At 67.4% G+C, this 17,325-nt stretch carries 11 protein-coding genes and 8 pseudogenes; 10 read left to right on the forward strand and 9 right to left on the reverse strand.

What is annotated here, in order from left to right; all coding sequences use genetic code 11:
• Positions 1-12: 12 nt before the first annotated feature.
• Positions 13-630: a hypothetical protein gene (locus tag OHT61_RS31805; protein WP_329042970.1), complete on the reverse strand. Its 618-nt coding sequence runs from the start codon at positions 628-630 to the stop codon at positions 13-15.
• 386 nt (positions 631-1,016) lie between these two features.
• Here OHT61_RS31805 and OHT61_RS31810 point away from each other — a divergent pair.
• Positions 1,017-1,247 (forward strand): annotated as a pseudogene (locus OHT61_RS31810) (transposase); the annotation flags it as partial.
• Between the two features lie 31 nt (positions 1,248-1,278).
• Here the strand turns inward: OHT61_RS31810 and OHT61_RS31815 are convergent.
• The gene (locus tag OHT61_RS31815; protein ID WP_329042971.1) at positions 1,279-1,998 is read right to left on the reverse strand and encodes a hypothetical protein; all 720 of its coding nucleotides are present in this window, start codon (positions 1,996-1,998) and stop codon (positions 1,279-1,281) included.
• 641 nt (positions 1,999-2,639) lie between these two features.
• On the opposite strand from OHT61_RS31815, the gene OHT61_RS31825 reads away from it, so the two are divergent.
• Positions 2,640-4,349 (forward strand): RecQ family ATP-dependent DNA helicase, encoded by a 1,710-nt coding sequence (locus OHT61_RS31825; protein ID WP_329042975.1) that lies wholly within the window; start codon positions 2,640-2,642, stop codon positions 4,347-4,349.
• Between the two features lie 163 nt (positions 4,350-4,512).
• Here OHT61_RS31825 and OHT61_RS31830 read toward each other — a convergent pair.
• Positions 4,513-4,731, reverse strand: a pseudogene (locus tag OHT61_RS31830) (IS5/IS1182 family transposase); the annotation flags it as partial.
• A 249-nt stretch (positions 4,732-4,980) separates the two neighbouring features.
• Entirely contained in the window at positions 4,981-5,745 is a 765-nt protein-coding gene (locus OHT61_RS31835) for an SDR family NAD(P)-dependent oxidoreductase (protein ID WP_329042976.1), read from the reverse strand.
• A gap of 225 nt (positions 5,746-5,970) precedes the next feature.
• Between OHT61_RS31835 and OHT61_RS31840 the strand changes: the two genes are divergently transcribed.
• Together OHT61_RS31840 and OHT61_RS31845 are read left to right on the forward strand one after the other, a co-directional pair.
• On the forward strand, positions 5,971-6,633 hold the full coding sequence (locus tag OHT61_RS31840) for a TetR/AcrR family transcriptional regulator (RefSeq protein WP_329042977.1): 663 nt from the start codon (positions 5,971-5,973) through the stop codon (positions 6,631-6,633).
• 193 nt (positions 6,634-6,826) lie between these two features.
• On the forward strand, positions 6,827-7,102 hold the full coding sequence (locus OHT61_RS31845) for a helix-turn-helix domain-containing protein (protein ID WP_329042978.1): 276 nt from the start codon (positions 6,827-6,829) through the stop codon (positions 7,100-7,102).
• A gap of 320 nt (positions 7,103-7,422) precedes the next feature.
• Here OHT61_RS31845 and OHT61_RS31850 read toward each other — a convergent pair.
• From OHT61_RS31850 to OHT61_RS31855, 3 pseudogenes are all read right to left on the reverse strand, one after another.
• Positions 7,423-7,628, reverse strand: a pseudogene (locus OHT61_RS31850) (histidine kinase); the annotation flags it as partial.
• 99 nt (positions 7,629-7,727) lie between these two features.
• Positions 7,728-8,145, reverse strand: a pseudogene (locus OHT61_RS32610) (Tn3 family transposase); the annotation flags it as partial.
• A gap of 129 nt (positions 8,146-8,274) precedes the next feature.
• Positions 8,275-9,054 (reverse strand): annotated as a pseudogene (locus OHT61_RS31855) (helix-turn-helix transcriptional regulator); the annotation flags it as partial.
• Between the two features lie 233 nt (positions 9,055-9,287).
• Here OHT61_RS31855 and OHT61_RS31860 point away from each other — a divergent pair.
• From OHT61_RS31860 to OHT61_RS31880, 5 genes and pseudogenes are all read left to right on the forward strand, one after another.
• Positions 9,288-9,584 (forward strand): annotated as a pseudogene (locus OHT61_RS31860) (SDR family NAD(P)-dependent oxidoreductase); the annotation flags it as partial.
• A gap of 49 nt (positions 9,585-9,633) precedes the next feature.
• On the forward strand, positions 9,634-10,035 hold the full coding sequence (locus OHT61_RS31865; RefSeq protein ID WP_329042980.1) for an SDR family oxidoreductase: 402 nt from the start codon (positions 9,634-9,636) through the stop codon (positions 10,033-10,035).
• 1,032 nt (positions 10,036-11,067) lie between these two features.
• A complete protein-coding gene (locus tag OHT61_RS31870) occupies positions 11,068-11,397 on the forward strand; it encodes a MerR family transcriptional regulator (protein ID WP_329042981.1) in 330 nt (109 codons plus the stop codon).
• Positions 11,398-11,855: 458 nt separating this feature from the next.
• On the forward strand, positions 11,856-12,122 hold the full coding sequence (locus OHT61_RS31875; RefSeq protein WP_329042982.1) for a hypothetical protein: 267 nt from the start codon (positions 11,856-11,858) through the stop codon (positions 12,120-12,122).
• A gap of 48 nt (positions 12,123-12,170) precedes the next feature.
• Positions 12,171-13,298 (forward strand): annotated as a pseudogene (locus tag OHT61_RS31880) (IS630 family transposase).
• 472 nt (positions 13,299-13,770) lie between these two features.
• Here OHT61_RS31880 and OHT61_RS31885 read toward each other — a convergent pair.
• Positions 13,771-14,517, reverse strand: coding sequence for a hypothetical protein (locus OHT61_RS31885; RefSeq protein ID WP_329042983.1), 747 nt, complete (start codon positions 14,515-14,517; stop codon positions 13,771-13,773).
• A 320-nt stretch (positions 14,518-14,837) separates the two neighbouring features.
• On the opposite strand from OHT61_RS31885, the gene OHT61_RS31890 reads away from it, so the two are divergent.
• Positions 14,838-15,083 carry a hypothetical protein gene (locus tag OHT61_RS31890; protein WP_329042985.1) on the forward strand — a complete coding sequence of 82 codons (246 nt, stop codon included), beginning with the start codon at positions 14,838-14,840 and terminating at the stop codon, positions 15,081-15,083.
• A gap of 377 nt (positions 15,084-15,460) precedes the next feature.
• Here OHT61_RS31890 and OHT61_RS31895 read toward each other — a convergent pair.
• Positions 15,461-16,793: pseudogene (locus tag OHT61_RS31895) on the reverse strand (IS1380 family transposase).
• Positions 16,794-17,325: the final 532 nt, after the last annotated feature.

Below are 17,325 nucleotides of genomic sequence, written 5' to 3' on the forward strand. Positions count from 1 at the left end.
ACAGTGTCCTGCTCAGTCGTCGAACCACACGACGAGGCGCACGTTGTCGTCACCGTGCTGTTCGGCGTGTTCCTTCATTGCTTCCCATACAGGTTGCCACTCGCCGGTTTCGGTGACGGCGTCTCTGCGGCGAATGGTGACGGATCTGTAGAGCGTGTCCCCAACGAGCCACTCACTTCCTTCGGGCCACTCCCGCGCCTCGCCCGCTTTGAGACCGACAGCCTCGGGGAATGCGCGACTCCAGGAGGACTTGCCCGTCATCCTGAGCCCGTTCGGCGTCTGGCGGTATTGGTGAAGCCGGCTGTCGGGCTTCTCTGCGAGCTCGTTCCAGTCGACGGCCTTCACCTCGGCCCACGTGATCCACGTGGTGCCGTGGAAGCCGTCTTCGCCGTACCACTCGGTCAGCTGGGCGAACCGTGCACTCACGGTGGCCGAGGCGTCTGCGGGAAACCCCCTGCCTGCGGCCAAGGGGCGGAAGTTCGCGTAGTTGCGGACCCCGAAAAGACAACCGAACGCGTCGTAGTCACGGACATCGTTGAGGGAGCTGAGGGCGTGTGCGCTGTACCAGATCGGCTCCTGATCCTCTTGCGGCGCCCGATACTCGAGGAAGCCGCTTATGTCTGTACCCATGCCAGGCATTCTCCCGACGCCGTCAAATGATTTCGTCTGCACTGGATCGACGACCTGCGCATACCTGAGCTGCCTGCGGTAGGTGATCCGAAGGAAACGGCCTAGAACCGTGCCGCCGGCCTCAAGAAGGGCTCCGGGCCCGCCGACAGGAGACGGATCGGGTCCGCGAAGCCGTAGCGCCCGCAGCTGGTGTGATGGCTCCCGTACTACTGGCCATCGCGGACGCCTGGGCCAACCTGCTGGAGGCCACGACGAGCCGTCGTGCGACGTCACTCGTCGTCGGTGGCGTCCGGGTTGCGCAGCGGGCGGGCGTATACGCCGGGCAGGTCGGGCAGGCCCTCGCCGGGCACGTCCGCGGGTTCGGGAAGATGCTCACCCAGCTCCAGGGCGACCAGCTCCCGCAATGGATCAAGGCGGTCCGCGCCGACGACCTGCCCAGCCTCCACACCTTCGTCAACGGCCTCGAACGCGATCTCGCTGCCGTCACGGCCGGCCTAACACTGCCGTGGAGCTCCGGCGTCGTTGAAGGGCACGTCAACCGGATCAAAATGATCAAGCGCCAGATGTACGGCCGGGCTGGCTTTGGCCTGCTGCGGAGGCGAGTGCTCCCTGCCTGAGTACAGCCCTGTCGCACGACGAGCGGTCCGTTCAGCTGATCGCGAGCGGCACAGGATCCAGGCCCAGCTTGCTCCGGCATGACTCGACGGTCCGCGAGACCCAGGCGGTCATGGCTTCGCGATCTGCTGCGATCGCGTGAAGCTCACGCGTCTTCTCCTGGGCTTCGACCATCCACGGGGCCAGCGCGCTCTCTCGAAGGACTCGTTGGAAGTGATCGCGGGCCGCGTCCGGGTCCCCGGTCCGAGCGGCCGCGATCCCGGAGTCGAAGCTGTCCCAGAAGTATCCCCTCCGCACCGGCCTCGACGTCAGGTATCGGGCGACGTCCGGCAGTGCCGGGAACTTCTCCCTCAGCGCGGTCACGTTCGCAGCCGCCTGCCGACTGAGTTCGAGCGCCAGCGGCGTGAACTGCTCCTCGGTGCGAAACAGCTCGGAGCCGATCCGGACTGCGTCTACATGGAAGGCCAGGTGGTCCACGTCGTGCCATAGCCACATTGCACCGACGTACAGACCGCTGCCGGCAATCCGTGGCGGGGTGAACTCCACAACCCCGAACCACCACTCGTGATCATCAATCCACAGCCTCGACCGCCCACGCTGGGTCACGGCGAGCGACTTCAGGGACTCCCGCGCCGCGAGGTGATGATCCGGAGCGCCGGACTGCGATCTGCCACGACCGACATTATCGACTGTCCCACCGGCACAGCGTAGGTCGCAGTGGCACATCACCGTCGCAGAGCCGTCCAACAGCACTGAGCGTCACCGTTGCACAGGAGTTGGACCAGAACCCGTTCTCATCGACAACGCCACTGCGTACCTTTGGTCGCATGCCTCGCTGTTCGAAGAAGCCCCGTCGACTGGTCGCCAACGGGCGCGTGTACCTGTGGACGATGCGCCACAGCCACCGAAGGGACGCCGAGGGCCGGTCCGTGGACTGCCGTCAAACCCTGACCCTGTACCCGCAACCGGTCGGCACCGGCGGCCCGCTGCGCATTGTGTTTGCTGCCGGTCCCGGTCGATACGTCCCGGGCGGGGCCCCATTCGGGTCCGGGGACGTGGGCTTCATCAGGGGTGCAGCGCTGAACCTGCACGAGCCAGGCGCTGCCCGGGCTTTGCTCGACGTGGTGTTGGCCGGTGGGTGGCAGCCAGGGGAGCGGCGGGCGGTGGAGGTCGACGGCTGGTTTCTGCTGGAGCCGGCGGTCGCCGGGCGAGCGGAGAACACCAGCCCCCGAGGGCCCGCAGGGGGTGCCTCCTCTTCGCCTGACTTCATTTGAAGGCCGGCCGACGGGATCGGCTGCATTCGGTGCCGTGAGGTGGCGGGCGCGGGGTAGTCGGTGGTCACCCGGACGGCGCTTTTGCCGCTCGGCCCGATCCCTCAGCCCCCGAGGAGCACCATGTTCACCTTCAGCGCGTTGTCCCGGCGACTGCAGCGCAGTGCGCGCAAGGTGTTCGGATGGGAGCGGCTGCGCCCGGAGCAGTTGCGGGCGATGAAGTCGGTCATGGAAGGGCGCGACACTCTCGTGGTGATGCCGACCGGCGCAGGGAAGTCCGCCGTCTACCAGGTGCCCGGGGTACTGCTGTCCGGTCCCACCGTCGTCGTCTCTCCTCTGATCGCCCTGCAACGGGACCAGGTGTACGGCCTGTTGAGACGGGCCGGTGCGGGCGCCGCAGCCGTGAACTCCACCCAGAGCCGTGGCGAGAACGACGCGGTGTGGGACCGGATCAGCGAAGGAGACGTCGACTTCGTCTTCCTCGCCCCGGAGCAGCTGGCCAAGGACGAGGTGGTCGAGCAGCTCGCGGCGGCACGGCCCGCGCTGTTCGTCGTGGACGAGGCGCAGTGCGTGTCGACCTGGGGGCACGACTTCCGGCCCGAGTACCTGCGGCTGGGCCAGGTGATCGACCGGATCGGCCGCCCGCCGGTGCTCGCCCTCACGGCGAGTGCCGCCGCCCCGGTGCGTGCGGACATCGTCCAGCGGCTCGGCATGCGCGACGTGCGAGAGGTGGTCACCGGCTTCGACCGGCCCGGAATCCACCTGGAGGTCATTGCCTTCCGGAGCGCCGCCGACAAGCGCCGGGCGGTGGTCGAACGCGCCGCCGCTGAACCCAAGCCCGGGCTGGTCTACGCGGCAACCCGCAAGGAGTCCGAGGAGTACGCCCGCGAGCTGGGCGACCTGGGGCTGGGCGTGGCGGCGTACCACGCCGGCCTGCCCGCCAGGGAACGCGGCGCGGTGCACGACCGTTTTCTCGCAGGGGAGCTGGACGTGGTGGTGGCCACCTCCGCCTTCGGGATGGGCATCGACAAGCCGGACGTCCGGTTCGTGCTGCACGCCTCGGTGCCCGGCTCCCTGGACGCCTACTACCAGGAGATAGGCCGCGCCGGACGGGACGGGAAGCCGGCCCGGGCGATCCTCGCCTACCGGTCGCAGGACCTCGGCATGCAGCGGTTCTTCGCCTCCGGACGTCCCGACCCGGACATCGTCTCCCGGGTGGCCGGCACACTGCAGGAACACGCCGGCCCGGTCCGGCCGAGCGACCTGCGCAGCGAGACGGGCCTGACGGCCAGCCGGCTGACGGCTGTCGTCAATCTGCTGGAACAGGTCGAAGCGGTACGCACCAACGAATCGGGAGACCTGGAGACCACCGGCGCCGTCGATCCGGCGGAGGCCGCCCGCAAGGCCGTCGAACTCGGTGACGCACACCAGCAGCTGGAGCGATCGCGGGTCGACATGATGCGGGGCTACGCGGAGCACACGGGCTGTCGGCGGCGGTTCCTGCTCGGCTACTTCGGGCAGGAACCGGAAGCCGGGGGGTCCTGCGGCTCCTGCGACCGCTGCGAGGCCGCGGCACTCTCCCAGGACGCTCCGAAGGCGGCCGCGGGGTTGCTGGCCGGCACCGGTGGACCGGTGGCCCCGCAGGAGGTGAGCCGCGCCGACGACGCCCCGCACCCCTTCAGGCTCGGCGCCCGGGTCCGGCACGGTCAGTGGGGGGACGGCTCGGTGATGAGCCAGGACGGCCGTCGGCTGACCGTGCTGTTCGAGACGGCCGGTTACCGCACGCTCTCCTTGGACGTGGTCGAACAGAACGGCTTGCTGACGTTGCGCTGAAGGTACGCGGCCGGCGCGGACCACAGGCCGGGCCGCGGGCACTCGTCCCGCCGCCGTGGGATCGCGGGCCCGCTCCGGCTGGGCCTGATCCGAACGAAAGACCCTGGTAGTGCTTCGTTACCTTGGGTGATCTTGGCTGGTGGTGGCTCTTGGGGGTGTGAAGCTTGCGCGCTCGGCGGATCAGCGCGCGGACGGTGACGAACGCGGCGGCGAGGTGGAGGTGGAAATCGACGACCTCGCCGTCGCGTTCGAAGCACCTGTGGATCTTGCCGTAGCCGTTCGTCCATGACTGCGTACGTTCGACCACCCAACGCTTGCCAACTCGGATCGGGGCCGGGAAGCCCTTCACGGCTGTCTCACCGATCAGCCTGTGATCGCCCAGTGTGGTATTGCCGAACTACCGGCGAGGACCTCGTGTCGCACAGGCCGACCGGGTGCAGATGTCTCGAGTCGAGCGCCGGGTGCAGATTTCTCGAGTCGAGCGCGGTGATGTGCCGCTTGAACACGGCTGAGGGGTGAGACCGATATGTCGGTCTCACCCCTCCAGCCTTGCTTTGTGGCGCGCTGTGGGCGGGCCCATCATCCTCCTGTGTTCGGGTGGACGTGTGCTTGGTGGTGCGTGTGGGTGGGTTTACCAGGCGCTTGCGCCGCCGTCGACGGGGTAGTTGGCGCCGGTGATGAAGGACGCCCGGTCGGAGGCGAGGAACGCGGCGAGTTCGACGATCTCCTCGGGCTGCGCGAAGCGCTTGAGGAGGACCTTGCTGGTGACGGCGTCCCTCATAGCCTGGTTGTCGCCGAGGTCCCGGTCACTTGCAGGGGTCAGGACCGGGCCCGGGCTGATGGCCACGGCCCGGATTCCGTGGGGTGCGCCCTCGAGTGCGAGCTGTCGTGTCATTCCGATGACGCCCGCGTTGGCCGCGGTGTGGGCGACCATGGGGGGAGTGGAGCCCGCGATCAGCCCGGCCTCCGATGCGACGTTGATGATGACCCCGCCACCGCGCTGGACGAGGTGGGGCCAGGTGTACTTCGATACGAAGAAGGGGATGTCGAGTTCCCCGGCTTCCGTCGCGCGCCAGTCCTCGATGGAGAAGTCGGGCATTGCGCCGAAGCGCATCATGGCCGCGTTGTTGTAGACGGCATCGAGCCCGCCGTAGGCAGCTGCGGCCTCGTCGGCCATCCGGTGCACCTGGTCCGCGTCGGTGAGGTCGACCGGCGCGATGCTCGTCATCTCGCCGCCGGCCTCGCGTACGAGGTCGGCCGTTTCCGCGTTCTCGGCGGCGTGGATGTCGACGCCGACGATCTTCGCCCCCTCTCGGGCGAAGATCAGAGCGGCGACGCGACCCATACCTCCGCCGGTGCCCGTGACGAGTACTACCTTGCCGTCGAGTATTCCCATGACCTTGTCTCCTGCTTCTGGATCTGTCAGCCGAAATTTGCTTGACGAGGCAAGCATGCTCCTGCCTCTGACAAACGTCAAGCGCCGATCTGACAAGCGTCAAGTGCGTCGCTTATGCTTCTCACAGGCGCGGGCGATCGGCGGGGAAGGCTGCGGCACCGTGGCAGCGGTGATCCGGGGGAGTGGCGACGGCAGGCATATGGCTGTGAACGGATTGGTGGAGAAGTGGTCGACGGGAATCGCAGGGCCGCGAAGTCGCCGGCGCGAGGCAAGTACGCCCCTGCGCAGCTGGACGAGGGTGAGATCCTCCGGCGCGGGCTCGACACTTTCGCCGAGCTCGGCTACGCCGCGACCACGGTGCGGGAGCTTGCTCGGCGCCTTGAGGTCAGCCACAACTTCATCAATGACCGCTATGGGTCAAAAGACAACTTCTGGCGCACTGTCGTGGACTTCGCGATGCGGGACGATCAGGACGATTTCGATCATCAGTTGGCCAAGTCAGGCGACGACGACGAGCACCTGACCGGAGTGATCGTTCAGCTCTACCGCCGATCAGCGAACGCCTCGGCAAAAAACCGGCTGCTGGCCGACGAATCCACACGCGACTCCGACCGCTTGGACTACCTGCATCAGCGGTTCATCCAACCGTTCTGGGACAGCATCGAGCCCGCCATCAACAACCTCATAGCCGTAGGCCGCATCCCGCGAGTCCCGCCGCACGTCCTGTACACCGCCATCACCGGACCCGCGCTGGCCCTCGCCCAGGCCCCCGTCGCCGACCGCCTCAACCCCACTGCCGCACCGGTGGCGCAGCAGGATCGCAACGACATGGCCGATACACTCTCCAGCCTCGTTTTGCACGGCCTGCTCCGCCCGTGCGGGCAGTGAACGGCGTGTGCCGCAGCAGGGCCGGGTCTTGACGGTCGGCGACTCGACCGACACCACAACTGCCAGCCCCTGTTCCGCTTGACCTGCCGCGCGCAGGGAGCAGGCACGGGTTGCGCTTCGGATCTCGGGCCCGGCGGGCGGGGTCGTATCCTCGGTCGCAAGGTACGACGACCTGAGCGCACTCGCAGCGCTCGTGGAGCGGTTCACGCCCGCGGAAGCAGCCGAACTCGAAGACGTGCGCCGCCTCGACGACCTGTTCAGCGGCCACCCACGGGTTATCGAGACCATCCAGACAGTGCTCCAGAACGACGACAGCCTGCGCCAGGCAGCGACGGCCCTGGATGTCCACCACTCGACATTGCAGGAGCGCCTGACCTTGCTGAGCGCCCAACTCGGCTATTCGCCGACGAAGGGCCGCAGACGCCAGTGCGCCATGGTCGCGTCGCTGCTGTGGCGCGTCGCTCACTGATCGCGCCCGCGATCGCCGAACCTCACCGAGACAGTGGATGTCCCGCGGATGAAAGAGACGCCCCCTACCACCCTCAGGCCGCCCGCGACCAAGCGCTGGAGCAGCGGCGCCGTGCCGCTGAACCGAAGGCGAAAGCCTGCCGGAGAGGGCCTGGCTGAGCTTCCGGGAACAGCGGGCGGTCTGCCGGGCGCCGCCCCCCCCATCAGCTATTTGCCAGTCATCCTGAGCGTGGTGGTGGAGATCGAGGCGGCCAGGAGCGACCGCAGGAGATCGGTCGGTTCCGTCACCGGCCCCGCGTCCTGCGGGGATGACGATGGACCACCTTTCATCTGCAACAGCGGCGCGAAATGCGTCTCGTGATACAGCTTGCCGCCCACCGTCAGCAGATCGGCGACCGCATCCGCCCCACCCGGGACCGCTCCAGGCCCAGCCACTCCAGCAGGGTGGTGTTGATCTACGCGCTGGTGCCGTCCATCAGCGTCGACAGATACCCGCACGGAGCCTGCTCGTACAACTCCTCAGCACTGCCCACCGGATGGTGAGGCAGTCCGGTGGCGCCCAGAACTCGAACAGGCGTGGCATTGGAGCGTGCCAGCCTACGCCTTCCCCCAGGACTTCCTCGGCCCTTCCCACCGAGTCCGGCGGCCTGGTCGTTGAGCATGTCGTGGCATGTCGTGGCGGGTCGTGTCGCCTCGGCACCCGAAGTACTTCGGGTGCGGCCGCGCGTACAGCGATGGTACGGGGACGATGTACCGCTTCCTGTCCACCGAGGCGGCCTAGTCCCCGCCCCGGGTCTTGGCGGGCGGGATGGGCGCCTGGTGCTCAGTGAGGGTGGCGTTCGCGGCCCGGTACGTCGCCAGTCGCGGGTATGTCTGGTCGACGTGGGACAGCCTGCCGTACTTCAGCGGGTCCGTGTCGCCCATGAGCGGGGTGTAGCCGATGTTGTAGCCGTGGGCGACCAGTTGCGCGGCGATCGTGACGTTCGGGTCCTTCGGGCGGGCCTCGTTTCGCAGCGGCGGACTGTGAGGGGGCGGTGTACCGGTCTGCGCGGTCCGGCTGCCCGGGCCGGGACCCATGATCGCTGGCGTACCGGCTTGGTGGTAACCGCCATGCCCCGAGGCCGGGTTCCGGGCAGCGGCCCACCTGGTGAGTATGGGGAACTTCTCCGTCGTGGGGCTGCCGTCCTCGGCTGTGTATGTGGTGATGGAGGTCCCGGGCTCGCCAGGCATCTCGAGCACGCCGTAGGAGACGTCGAGGGTGCCGGCCTCGGGGTGGCAGTAGGCTTTTTTGGCCGGTGCGGTGCTCGTGGACGTCCTGAGCGGCCCAGTCCTGTCGAAACTGCGGGCTACGGGTCGACAGCTCGCCGACGAGCGCTGTGAGGCCGGTGTCGGGGGGTCGCGTCCGACCTGGAAGCGGAGCATCGCCGCGGTCAGGCTGCACGCCAGCGGCCAGTGGGCGAAGAACTGCTCCGCGCGGGAGTCCAGGAAGGTGAACCGGGCGAGGCTGTCGCTGTCGAAGAGCTGGGCGAACATCGCCCGCCCGGGCAGGTTCGTGGCGATGACGTCCTGGTGGGTGTTGTAGGCCGGGGGTACCGCCAGGCTGTCGAGCACCCGGTGCATCGATTCCCGCAGGCCCTTCTGAACCGGCGTGGCCAGACGCGGCGCGGCAGTGCCTCGGGCCGGCGTGTTGAGGTGCTCGCGTTCGACATCGGTGAGCTGCAGCACGCGGGCGATGGAGTCGAGCACACCGTCGGAAGCGGTGCGCAGCTTCGTGCTGCCGCGTTCGAGCTTGGTGTAGTAGTCCGGGCTCATACCGGCGAGGACCGCGGCTTCCTCCCGCCGCGGGCCCGGCACGCGTCGTTCGGAGTCACCGGCTGCGAGCCCGGCCTGCTCGGGGGTGATGCTAGCCCGCTTCGCGATGAGGAACTCACGGATGCCGTCCTTCGTACCCATGGCCCGTACCCATGGCCGCCTCTCGAAATGCGCAGGCAGTCAGCCGCCCGCACGATCAACGGTACGGCAGGGAGTGCGTCTCCTGGGGGGCCTGACGGACCCTCCCGGTATCGCTTTTACGGCCGGCGGACTCGACGGTGTCGCGCCGCACGTGCGTCTGATCGTGAACACCCCCTGCCCCTGGCTCGCCGAAGAGCCGGCCCGGCGGGGAAGCGAAGAAGAGGGCAAATGTAATGGGCATCAAACATTCCGGGGAAAGTCGTCGTCATCACCGGTGCGGATCGGTGAGGCGACCGCGAAGCTGCTGGCTGCCAAGGGGAGCCAAGGTCGTCCTCGGCGCTCGACGCCACGACCGGCTGGAGCGGATCGTCGAGGAGATCGCTGCCGCCAGCGGCGAGGCAGTCAGCCGGGTGATCGACGTCACCCGGCAGGCGGACGACGAAGCGCTCGTGCAGCTGGCCAAGGAGACCTACGGGCGCCTCGACGCGATCTTCCTCAACGCCGGCCTCATGCCCAACAGCCCGCTTTCGGCACTCAAGACCGAGCAGTGGCACCAGATGGTCGACATGAACATCACCGGTGTACTCAAACGGCGTCGCCGCGGTGCTGCCGACGTTCATCGGGCAGAAGGCCGGCCACGTCCTGACCACCTCCTCGGTCGCGGGCCTGAAGGCATACCCGGGCGGGGCCGTGTACGGCGGAACCAAGTGGTTCGTGCGCGACTTCATGGAGGTGCTGCGGATGGAGTCCGCAGCCGAGGGCACCAACATCCGCACCGCCACGATCTACCCCGCGGCCATCAACACCGAGCTGCTGGGCGTGATCAGCGACAGGGACACGGCCGAGGGCGCGCAGGCGGTGTACGACCGGTACGGCATCGCGCCGGAGCGGGTGGCCGACGTCGTGGCCTACGCGCTCGACCTGCCTGCCGACACCACCGTCGACGAGTTCACGATCGGGCCGGCCGCCCAGCCCTGGTGAATGACGCGCGGGGTGACGACGCCGCGCGATTTCCCCGCGCCTCGGCACCTGCCCCGCCCTGCCGGGGGGCCGGGTGTGGTGTGGGGGCGCGCTGTGAACGGAGGGGAAGGCCGGGGTTGCGAGCCCCGGCTCCTGGGCCGCGAGCCTGACTGGCCCGAGGGAGGTTGAGTGGTCTGGGGCATCTGCCGCCCGGCAGCGAGCAACCCTGGGTCCTGTTCGCCGGGAGGACGACTACCTCGCTGACCGAAGGGCGAAAATCTATCCTGACCAGAGTAGACATCAGGTGGTGGTGCGGTTATGGTTTCTCTCGTAGCCAGAAGGACAGCAGGGCCGGGCAGAGACGAACTGCCCGGCAGCAATACCCGCAGTACAGGTAGGTGCAGTTCGCAGGACGGTGCGGTGGTGGAGTTTCGAAGCCAGGGTTGTTGCAGGACGGCGACGGGACTGACGACCGGACCGGGCGGCCCGCAGTGATCAGGGGCCACCATGAGCAGGACCGCAGTTGACGCGGTAGCAGTACCGGCTTGTGCAGTTCGCAGTACCAGCAGTGCAGTGAGTAAGCGGTACCTCGGTGAAGGCGTCGGCTGCGGGCGCGCGCATCGGGAGGTTCGGCAGTGGGGTTCCAAGCCAGAGCAGTGGCAGGACGGGCGACGGGGCTGGCTGCCGAAAGGGTGGCGCTGTCACAGGCCACCCAGTAGTACGCATCACAGTTCGCGTACCAGCAGTACGCAGAAAAGCAGGACCAGCAGGTGAGCAAGTCAGTGATCCCAGAGGGATGAACGGAGGATTGAGGCACCATCAGGATCGCCCGGACACCACGCGAGTCCGGGTACCGCAGGACATCGATAGTGAGGTGGTCTCCGGTCAAGCAACCCCGATCCCCGCACCCCCGACCCCAGCATTCAGGTCGGGTACGCGGAAACAACAGGCCGGCACACGTTCAGGGCCGGCAGATGGTGTAGCAGTTCCTTTGGGGTCCCGGTGCAACATGGCACCGGGGCCCCTCCACGCGTTCCCGCAGAAGAGGTGCAAGTGACAGCAGACGACTCGTTCAACCGTCTCGACGACGACGACTACCCCGCCTACACCATGGGCCGCGCCGCAGCCATGCTGGGCACCACCCAGGGCTTCCTCCGCGCCATCGGCGAAGCCAAACTCATCACCCCCCTGCGCTCACAGGGCGGCCACCGCCGCTACTCCCGCTACCAGCTGCGCATCGCCGCTCGCGCCCGTGAACTCGTCGACGGCGGTACCCCGATCGAGGCGGCCTGCCGCATCGTCATCCTCGAGGACCAGCTCGAAGAAGCACAGCGCATCAACGCCGAATACCGCCGCACCGCCAAAGGGGCCACCACGGACTGAACGGCCGCACCCAACACCCCTGTCCTGCCCTCCACCACCCTGCCCCCGCGCTCCGGGCAGGGCGTGGGGTGGGATCCTGGAAGGGTGCATTCCGCCCGTCCAGCACCTGAAGAACTGATGGTGATCAGTACCCGCTATCCCTCCCCCCCGGGCGCTCGTCATAGCCCCATGGGGGAGCGCCGGCCCGGATACGAACGAGCGGCTGGCAGCCGTCTTCGGCGAAGCCATGGCCTCAAGGAATCCGGTGACAGCCGACCTGGCCGGTCTGGCCTTTTGCGACGCTCATCTGCTCGAGCACCTGCTCGCCATCCGCCTCAGAAGGACACTGACACTCGTCGGCCCGTTAAGCGACCAAGTCCAACGACGCTTCGCTGTCACCGGCACCACGAAGGTCTCCGACGTCGAGCCGTGCCTAGTGCCGCATCAGGCAACGTTTGCCCTGCCGGTACGGTCAGGGCATGGATGTCAACGGCCAGCCAACTCTTGATGAGATCGAAGATCGCTTCGTTGAGCTTGTCGCGGGTCGGTTGCCTCGGGACGAGGCTGACCGCTGGGCGGCGAGGTGGGTGGTGGAGGACGGGATCGTCTGGGACGACCTGTCCTGGTGGGCACTGAACTGCCTCTACGGAATCGATCTCCCCGCGGGAGAGAGCGGCGACTACCTGCACGACGACGAACAGGTACGGGCATGGCTCGCTGAGCTGAGGAAACGCCGAGCGATGTGAAGCAACCGCAGCGCCGTCCCAGGTCCCGGTCACTGCCAGGATGTGCGCATGGCCGAACGGATGCGTGTCCGAGAGATCGATGACGATGAGGGGCGGCGACTGCTGCGGATTATCCGCAGAGGCACCGGGTCGGTAGTGACCTGGCGGCGCGCCCAGATGGTGCTGCTGTCCGCGCAGGGCATGCCGGTCGCGAAGATCGCCGAGGTGTCGTTCACCAGCGATGACAGGGTCCGGGATGTGATCCACAACTTCAACGCCGACGGCTTCAACTCTCTGTATCAGAAGTACTCCGGTGGCCGGCCGAAGACGTTCACACTGCCGGAGCGCCGTGAGATCAAGAAGATCGCGAAGTCCAAGCCGACCGAGCACGACCTGCCGTTCTCGACCTGGAGCCTGTCCAAGCTGGCGGACTTCCTGGTCGCCGAGGGGGTGGTCGACGACATCAGCCACGAGGGCCTGCGCATCCTGCTCCGCGAGGAGGGCGTCTCTTTTCAACGCCTGAAGACCTGGAAGACCTCACGCGATCCGGACTACGCGGCCAAGAAAGCGCGGGTCGAGCACCTGTACGCGATCGCCGACGGCGAGGTCATACCTGAGGAAGACGAACCCGAAGTCATCTTCTGCATGGACGAGTTCGGGTCGCTCAACCTGATGCCCCGCCCGGGCGGCAGTGGGCCGAGGGCGGCGGCAAGCACAAGGATCCCGATCGCGAACCGCGCCGGCGGCGGCGAGCGACACAACCGTTACGGCGGGGTACGGCACCTGTTCGCCGCTCCGGATCTGTCCAAGGACAAGCTCTACGGCCACATCAACCGGTCAAGCCTCGCACCCAGTTCCTGGAGTTCTGCCGCTACCTGCGCAGCCTCTACCCGGCCGACGTCAGGATCGCGATCGTGGCCGACAACTTCTCCCCGCACCTGACCACGAAGAGGTGTCAACGGGTCGGCATCTGGGCTGCCGCGAACAACGTCGAGATCGCCTACACACCGACCAAGCTCCTGGCTCAACCGCATCGAGGCCCAGTTCACGGCCCTGCGCTACTTCACCCTGGACGGCACGGACCGCGCCGACCACAAGGAACAGGGCAGCATGATCCGCCGCTACATCATCTGGCGAAACCGCCATGCCGACGACCAGCACCTACAAGCCGTCGTCGACAGGGCAAACGTTGCCTGACGCGGCACTAGCTGAGCCATCCATATAGGCGTTGCCTGCAGTCACGAGTGGCGCGACCTTCCGGCTCCCCCTCCCGAGCCACGGCGTCTTCACCACCGTTGGCCTACGCCCCCACCAACCGTGACCTGGCGTTCTGACACCAGGGAAGGCCCGAACCCCAGGAGCTCCTGGGGTTCGGGCCTTCCCTGCGTTCCGGGTTCGTAGTGCTTCCTGCCACTGGGGCGTGGAACAAATGCGGTTCGGATTGTGACTGAGCGGCTCGTTGGCCTGTCTGGCCAACGACGTGTACGCACGGGACGCAGCTTCGGGCAGCTTCGGGCGTGGCGGATTGCATGCTGGTCAGACTTCGCAGTCCGCCGAGCGAAGGTGTCTTACGGGCGAGCAATCCAGCTTCGGGGCAGCTGGAGCCGGACTGCTGCAACAATGCGGATGCGTGCCACGAGTTGGGGCATGCGGCGAGCCGTGCTTGAGTTCAGGTTCTCTGGGCTTTGGTGACGTTCGCGATGAGGGTGGCGATGACCGCCTCGTCGGGGCCCGGGTCCGGCTTGAACGCGGCGAGTTTCTCGGGCGGCATAGGCCCGGTGGTGTCCAGGACGTTCATCGTAGCGATGACGCCTCCGACCCGTACCGCGGTCACCAGCTTCCAGGCGAAGCCTCCGTTGTCCAACCGGGACAGGGTCCGGTACCGCAGTGCGTTCTCCCCTAGGTCCGGGGCATCTAGCGCCTCGGTCGTGACGGACGCCTTTCCGAACGTGTTGCTGAAGCTGAACCGGCCGCATGTCCCGAGGGCCTCGCGCAACTGCTTCATGCGGGCCCGAGCAGCCCCTTCCGAATAGCTCATCAGGTTGGTGCTCCTAGGAGCCATGGAGGTCCCCGCCCGGTACATGATCGACGAGGCCGCGGCGGCCTCCCCACCGTCACCCCCGGTTGCCTCCTTCACGAGCTGGCAGCCCTCCGGGGAGACGGTCTCCTTAGCGTCGAAAGAGGAGTCCGGTTCAGCCCCGTCGCGCGAACTGCTTTCCGTGATTTCGAAACCGACGGTCTGGTCTGCGGTGAGCAGTGCCGCCTTCAGCTCGGCAGCAGTCAGCGGTTCGGAGTGCTCCCCCGCCTTGCCGGCTGCCGTGCTCGTCGCCAGCCCCGGCTTTCTCCCGGCGTCGACGGGCTTGGCACTGTCCCCGCACCCTGCGGTCAGTCCTATCGCCGACAGCAGCGCCACCACCGACACCAGTCTTCGCCCACTCTTTCGCACCATCAGGTCCCCACCCTCGAACAGACACTGTTCACTTACTTACTGGCGAACGATATCCGGGCATGCCTAAGGGTTGTCCCGTAAATGATCTTCACTGGGCGAGACTCGGGTCAGGCTCGTAGCCTCGTCCACTCGGTCTCGCGCAAGAAGTCCGACCCGGGAAGTGAGCAGGCTCGCGACCGAGGCCCGCGCGCCCTCTACCGGGTGACATGGAGGCGGTTCCGCGTCGGTGATCAGTGGTGCGGCTTTACCTTGCGTCCGCACCCTGCACTTCGCACAGAGGAATCGTCATGACGACAGCTCCGGATCAGCAGCCTTCCCAGGTCCCCCAGCCCGGGATGCCTCCGATCATCATCAACAACAACGTGGCGGCTTCGTCATCTGCCTCGGCGACGGCGATCGCCGGCGGCTTCGGTAGCCGGCGGCGGCGTCAATCGTTCTGGGTCCACTTCTGGCTGTTCATGTTCACGATGGGGATCGGGAACGTCGTGTACGCGATGAGCGTGAGCCGGTGGAACAGGGATCGGGGCCTGTAGCGCTGGCCTGGAAACCGCAAGACCCTTCCTGCACTGGGTGCGGGAGGGGCCTTGCGGCTGTTTGCGGGGCGCGTCCGTACTTCGTGTGGCCGGGCGGAGTGGTCGTCCGCCGGCCCGAGCTCACGCACTGGACAGACGCGACGACATTCACGAAGCATTTCTCGGCCTCGCCACCTGCCTCATCACCCACCGACACGCCCAACGCCTTTGCTAGCCTCGATCTTTCTTGACGGTCCGCCGACGGAGTCGGCGGACCGTTTCGCTTTCGGTGGCTGAGGGTGGGCAGGCCAACAGCCCGAGTGTCGCGTCGGGTGAGCGCCGGGGTTCCACTGCTCCGGTGTGGTGGTGCGGATTGTTGGGGTGGTCGGTGTGGCTGGTCAGCCGGGGCTCGGCAGGGCCTTGAGCCGATCGATTGCCCGGGTAATCTCGTCGGTCCAGGGCCATCGCGTAGTGAAGCGGAGCCAGCGGCGTCGGCCGGCGCTCACGAGCTGGGCGGCGGCGGAGAACAGCCTCAGACGGAGCTTCTTGGGTTCCCAGCGGCGGGTGGCGCCGGTCAGAGCGAGCATCGGCATCCAGGCGAGAAGGTCGAGTGCGAGGGAGACGATCTCCAGCCAGATCCGGTTCTGGGCGGTGTCGTGCAGGGGCAGATTCCGCAGGCCGGTGTCGCGGGCGCCTCGGATGCGGTCCTCACAGCGGGCCCGGCGGCGGTGACGCAGTTCGAGGTCGGCGAGCTGGCCGCCTTTTGTATTGGCCGCGAAGCAGGTCAGCCGAAGCCCGTCAAGGTCAGTGAAGCGCAACTGGGCGCCGGGGTGAGGCCGTTCCTTGCGGACGACCAGCCGCATCCCCATCGGCCACGTGCTCAGGTCGGGCATGTCGGTGATCTCCGCGACCCAGGCCTTCTTCGGAATCTTCAGGACAGCCTGGTGGATGGCGTCGGTGATGGTCATTCCGACGGAATACGACAGCCACCGGCCGGGCCGGGAGAGACAGTCGAGGAAGGCATGGGTACCGCCGGCGGAATCGGTGCGGATCAACGTCTGCCGGCCCCGCCGCAGGTGTCGGGGCAGTTGGGCCAGGGCGAGCCGGGTGGTTTCGATGTGATCGGTGGCGGTGTTGGAGCCTGCGTTGCCGGGCCGCAGCAGGGCAGCCACCGGCTCTCCGGAACCGGCCTGGCCGTGGTCGACGAACGCGACGAGCGGGTGATGGCCGAAGGTCTTCTTCCAGGTCGCGGTGGCGTCCTGCTTCTCGGAGTGCGCCAGGACCAGCACGCCGTCGATGTCCACGATCACGGTGCCGTCGGCGGCCGGACCGTCCGCACCGGCCAACTCCCAGACCCGCGACCGTACTCCTGCCCGCGCCGACCGGATCGCGGTGAGCGCCTTCGGCCCGGCTGCGGCGAGAGCGTCGACGAGACGGGAGACCGTCGGATCGGAGGCCACCGGGCCGAACATCTCGGGCTCGGCCCGCAGCATGCCGATGTCGGCCAGGCAGTCTCCGCCCAGCGCGACGGCCAGGGCCACATCCAGAAGGATCCTGCCCGGATCGTGCACCGTTCGCGGCTTGCGCCACGGCGCCATTGCCGCCGATATCGCGGTGTCCAGGCCGGACGTACGGACCGTCTCGACCAGCAGCACCGCCCCGGCGCGAGACCGCCCCGCGGCCACCACCCTCGACGCGGACACGCGGGTACAACCCGATACGCTTACTCACCTGGAAAGTGCCTCCGACGGGCGCGGGAACGAGGGCCCAGACAATCCTCATTCTCGCTGGGCAGGGGCATTTTTCGCTCTTCTGACCACCCGTCGGACAACCTACTCGGGTGACTCCGCGAGGTTGGCTACGCGGATTCCATCACGCGATGGTGATGAGGCAAACGACCCTGACCGCACCCCGGGTCCCGTTCTTTACCGTGCGGGCGACCTCATCACTGCGAGCATAGACGGACACGCGACGGCGACCAGGGAGTGCTCGGGGCAAGATCGTACGCTCGCTTCACCTGAGGGGTGCTCCTCCCCTCGCACCCAACCGGACCCTCGACAAGTCCCGATGCCGCTGGGCAGGAGTACTTCTCCCAGCTGTGATCAACTCGCAGACCGCCCAGTTCGTGAAAGCCCGAGGTTAGGGCGGGGCTTGGGCGCGGGACTTCTCGACTGGACGCAGGCGCGGGCGCGGGAGGCCGGCAGCGAAGGCATCGTGCAGACCGTGCCCGATGCGGATACCGCTGCCGTGGCGCTGCTGGGCT

This window comes from Streptomyces sp. NBC_00178, from assembly GCF_036206005.1.
In the GTDB taxonomy this organism is placed as follows: Bacteria; Actinomycetota; Actinomycetes; order Streptomycetales; family Streptomycetaceae; genus Streptomyces.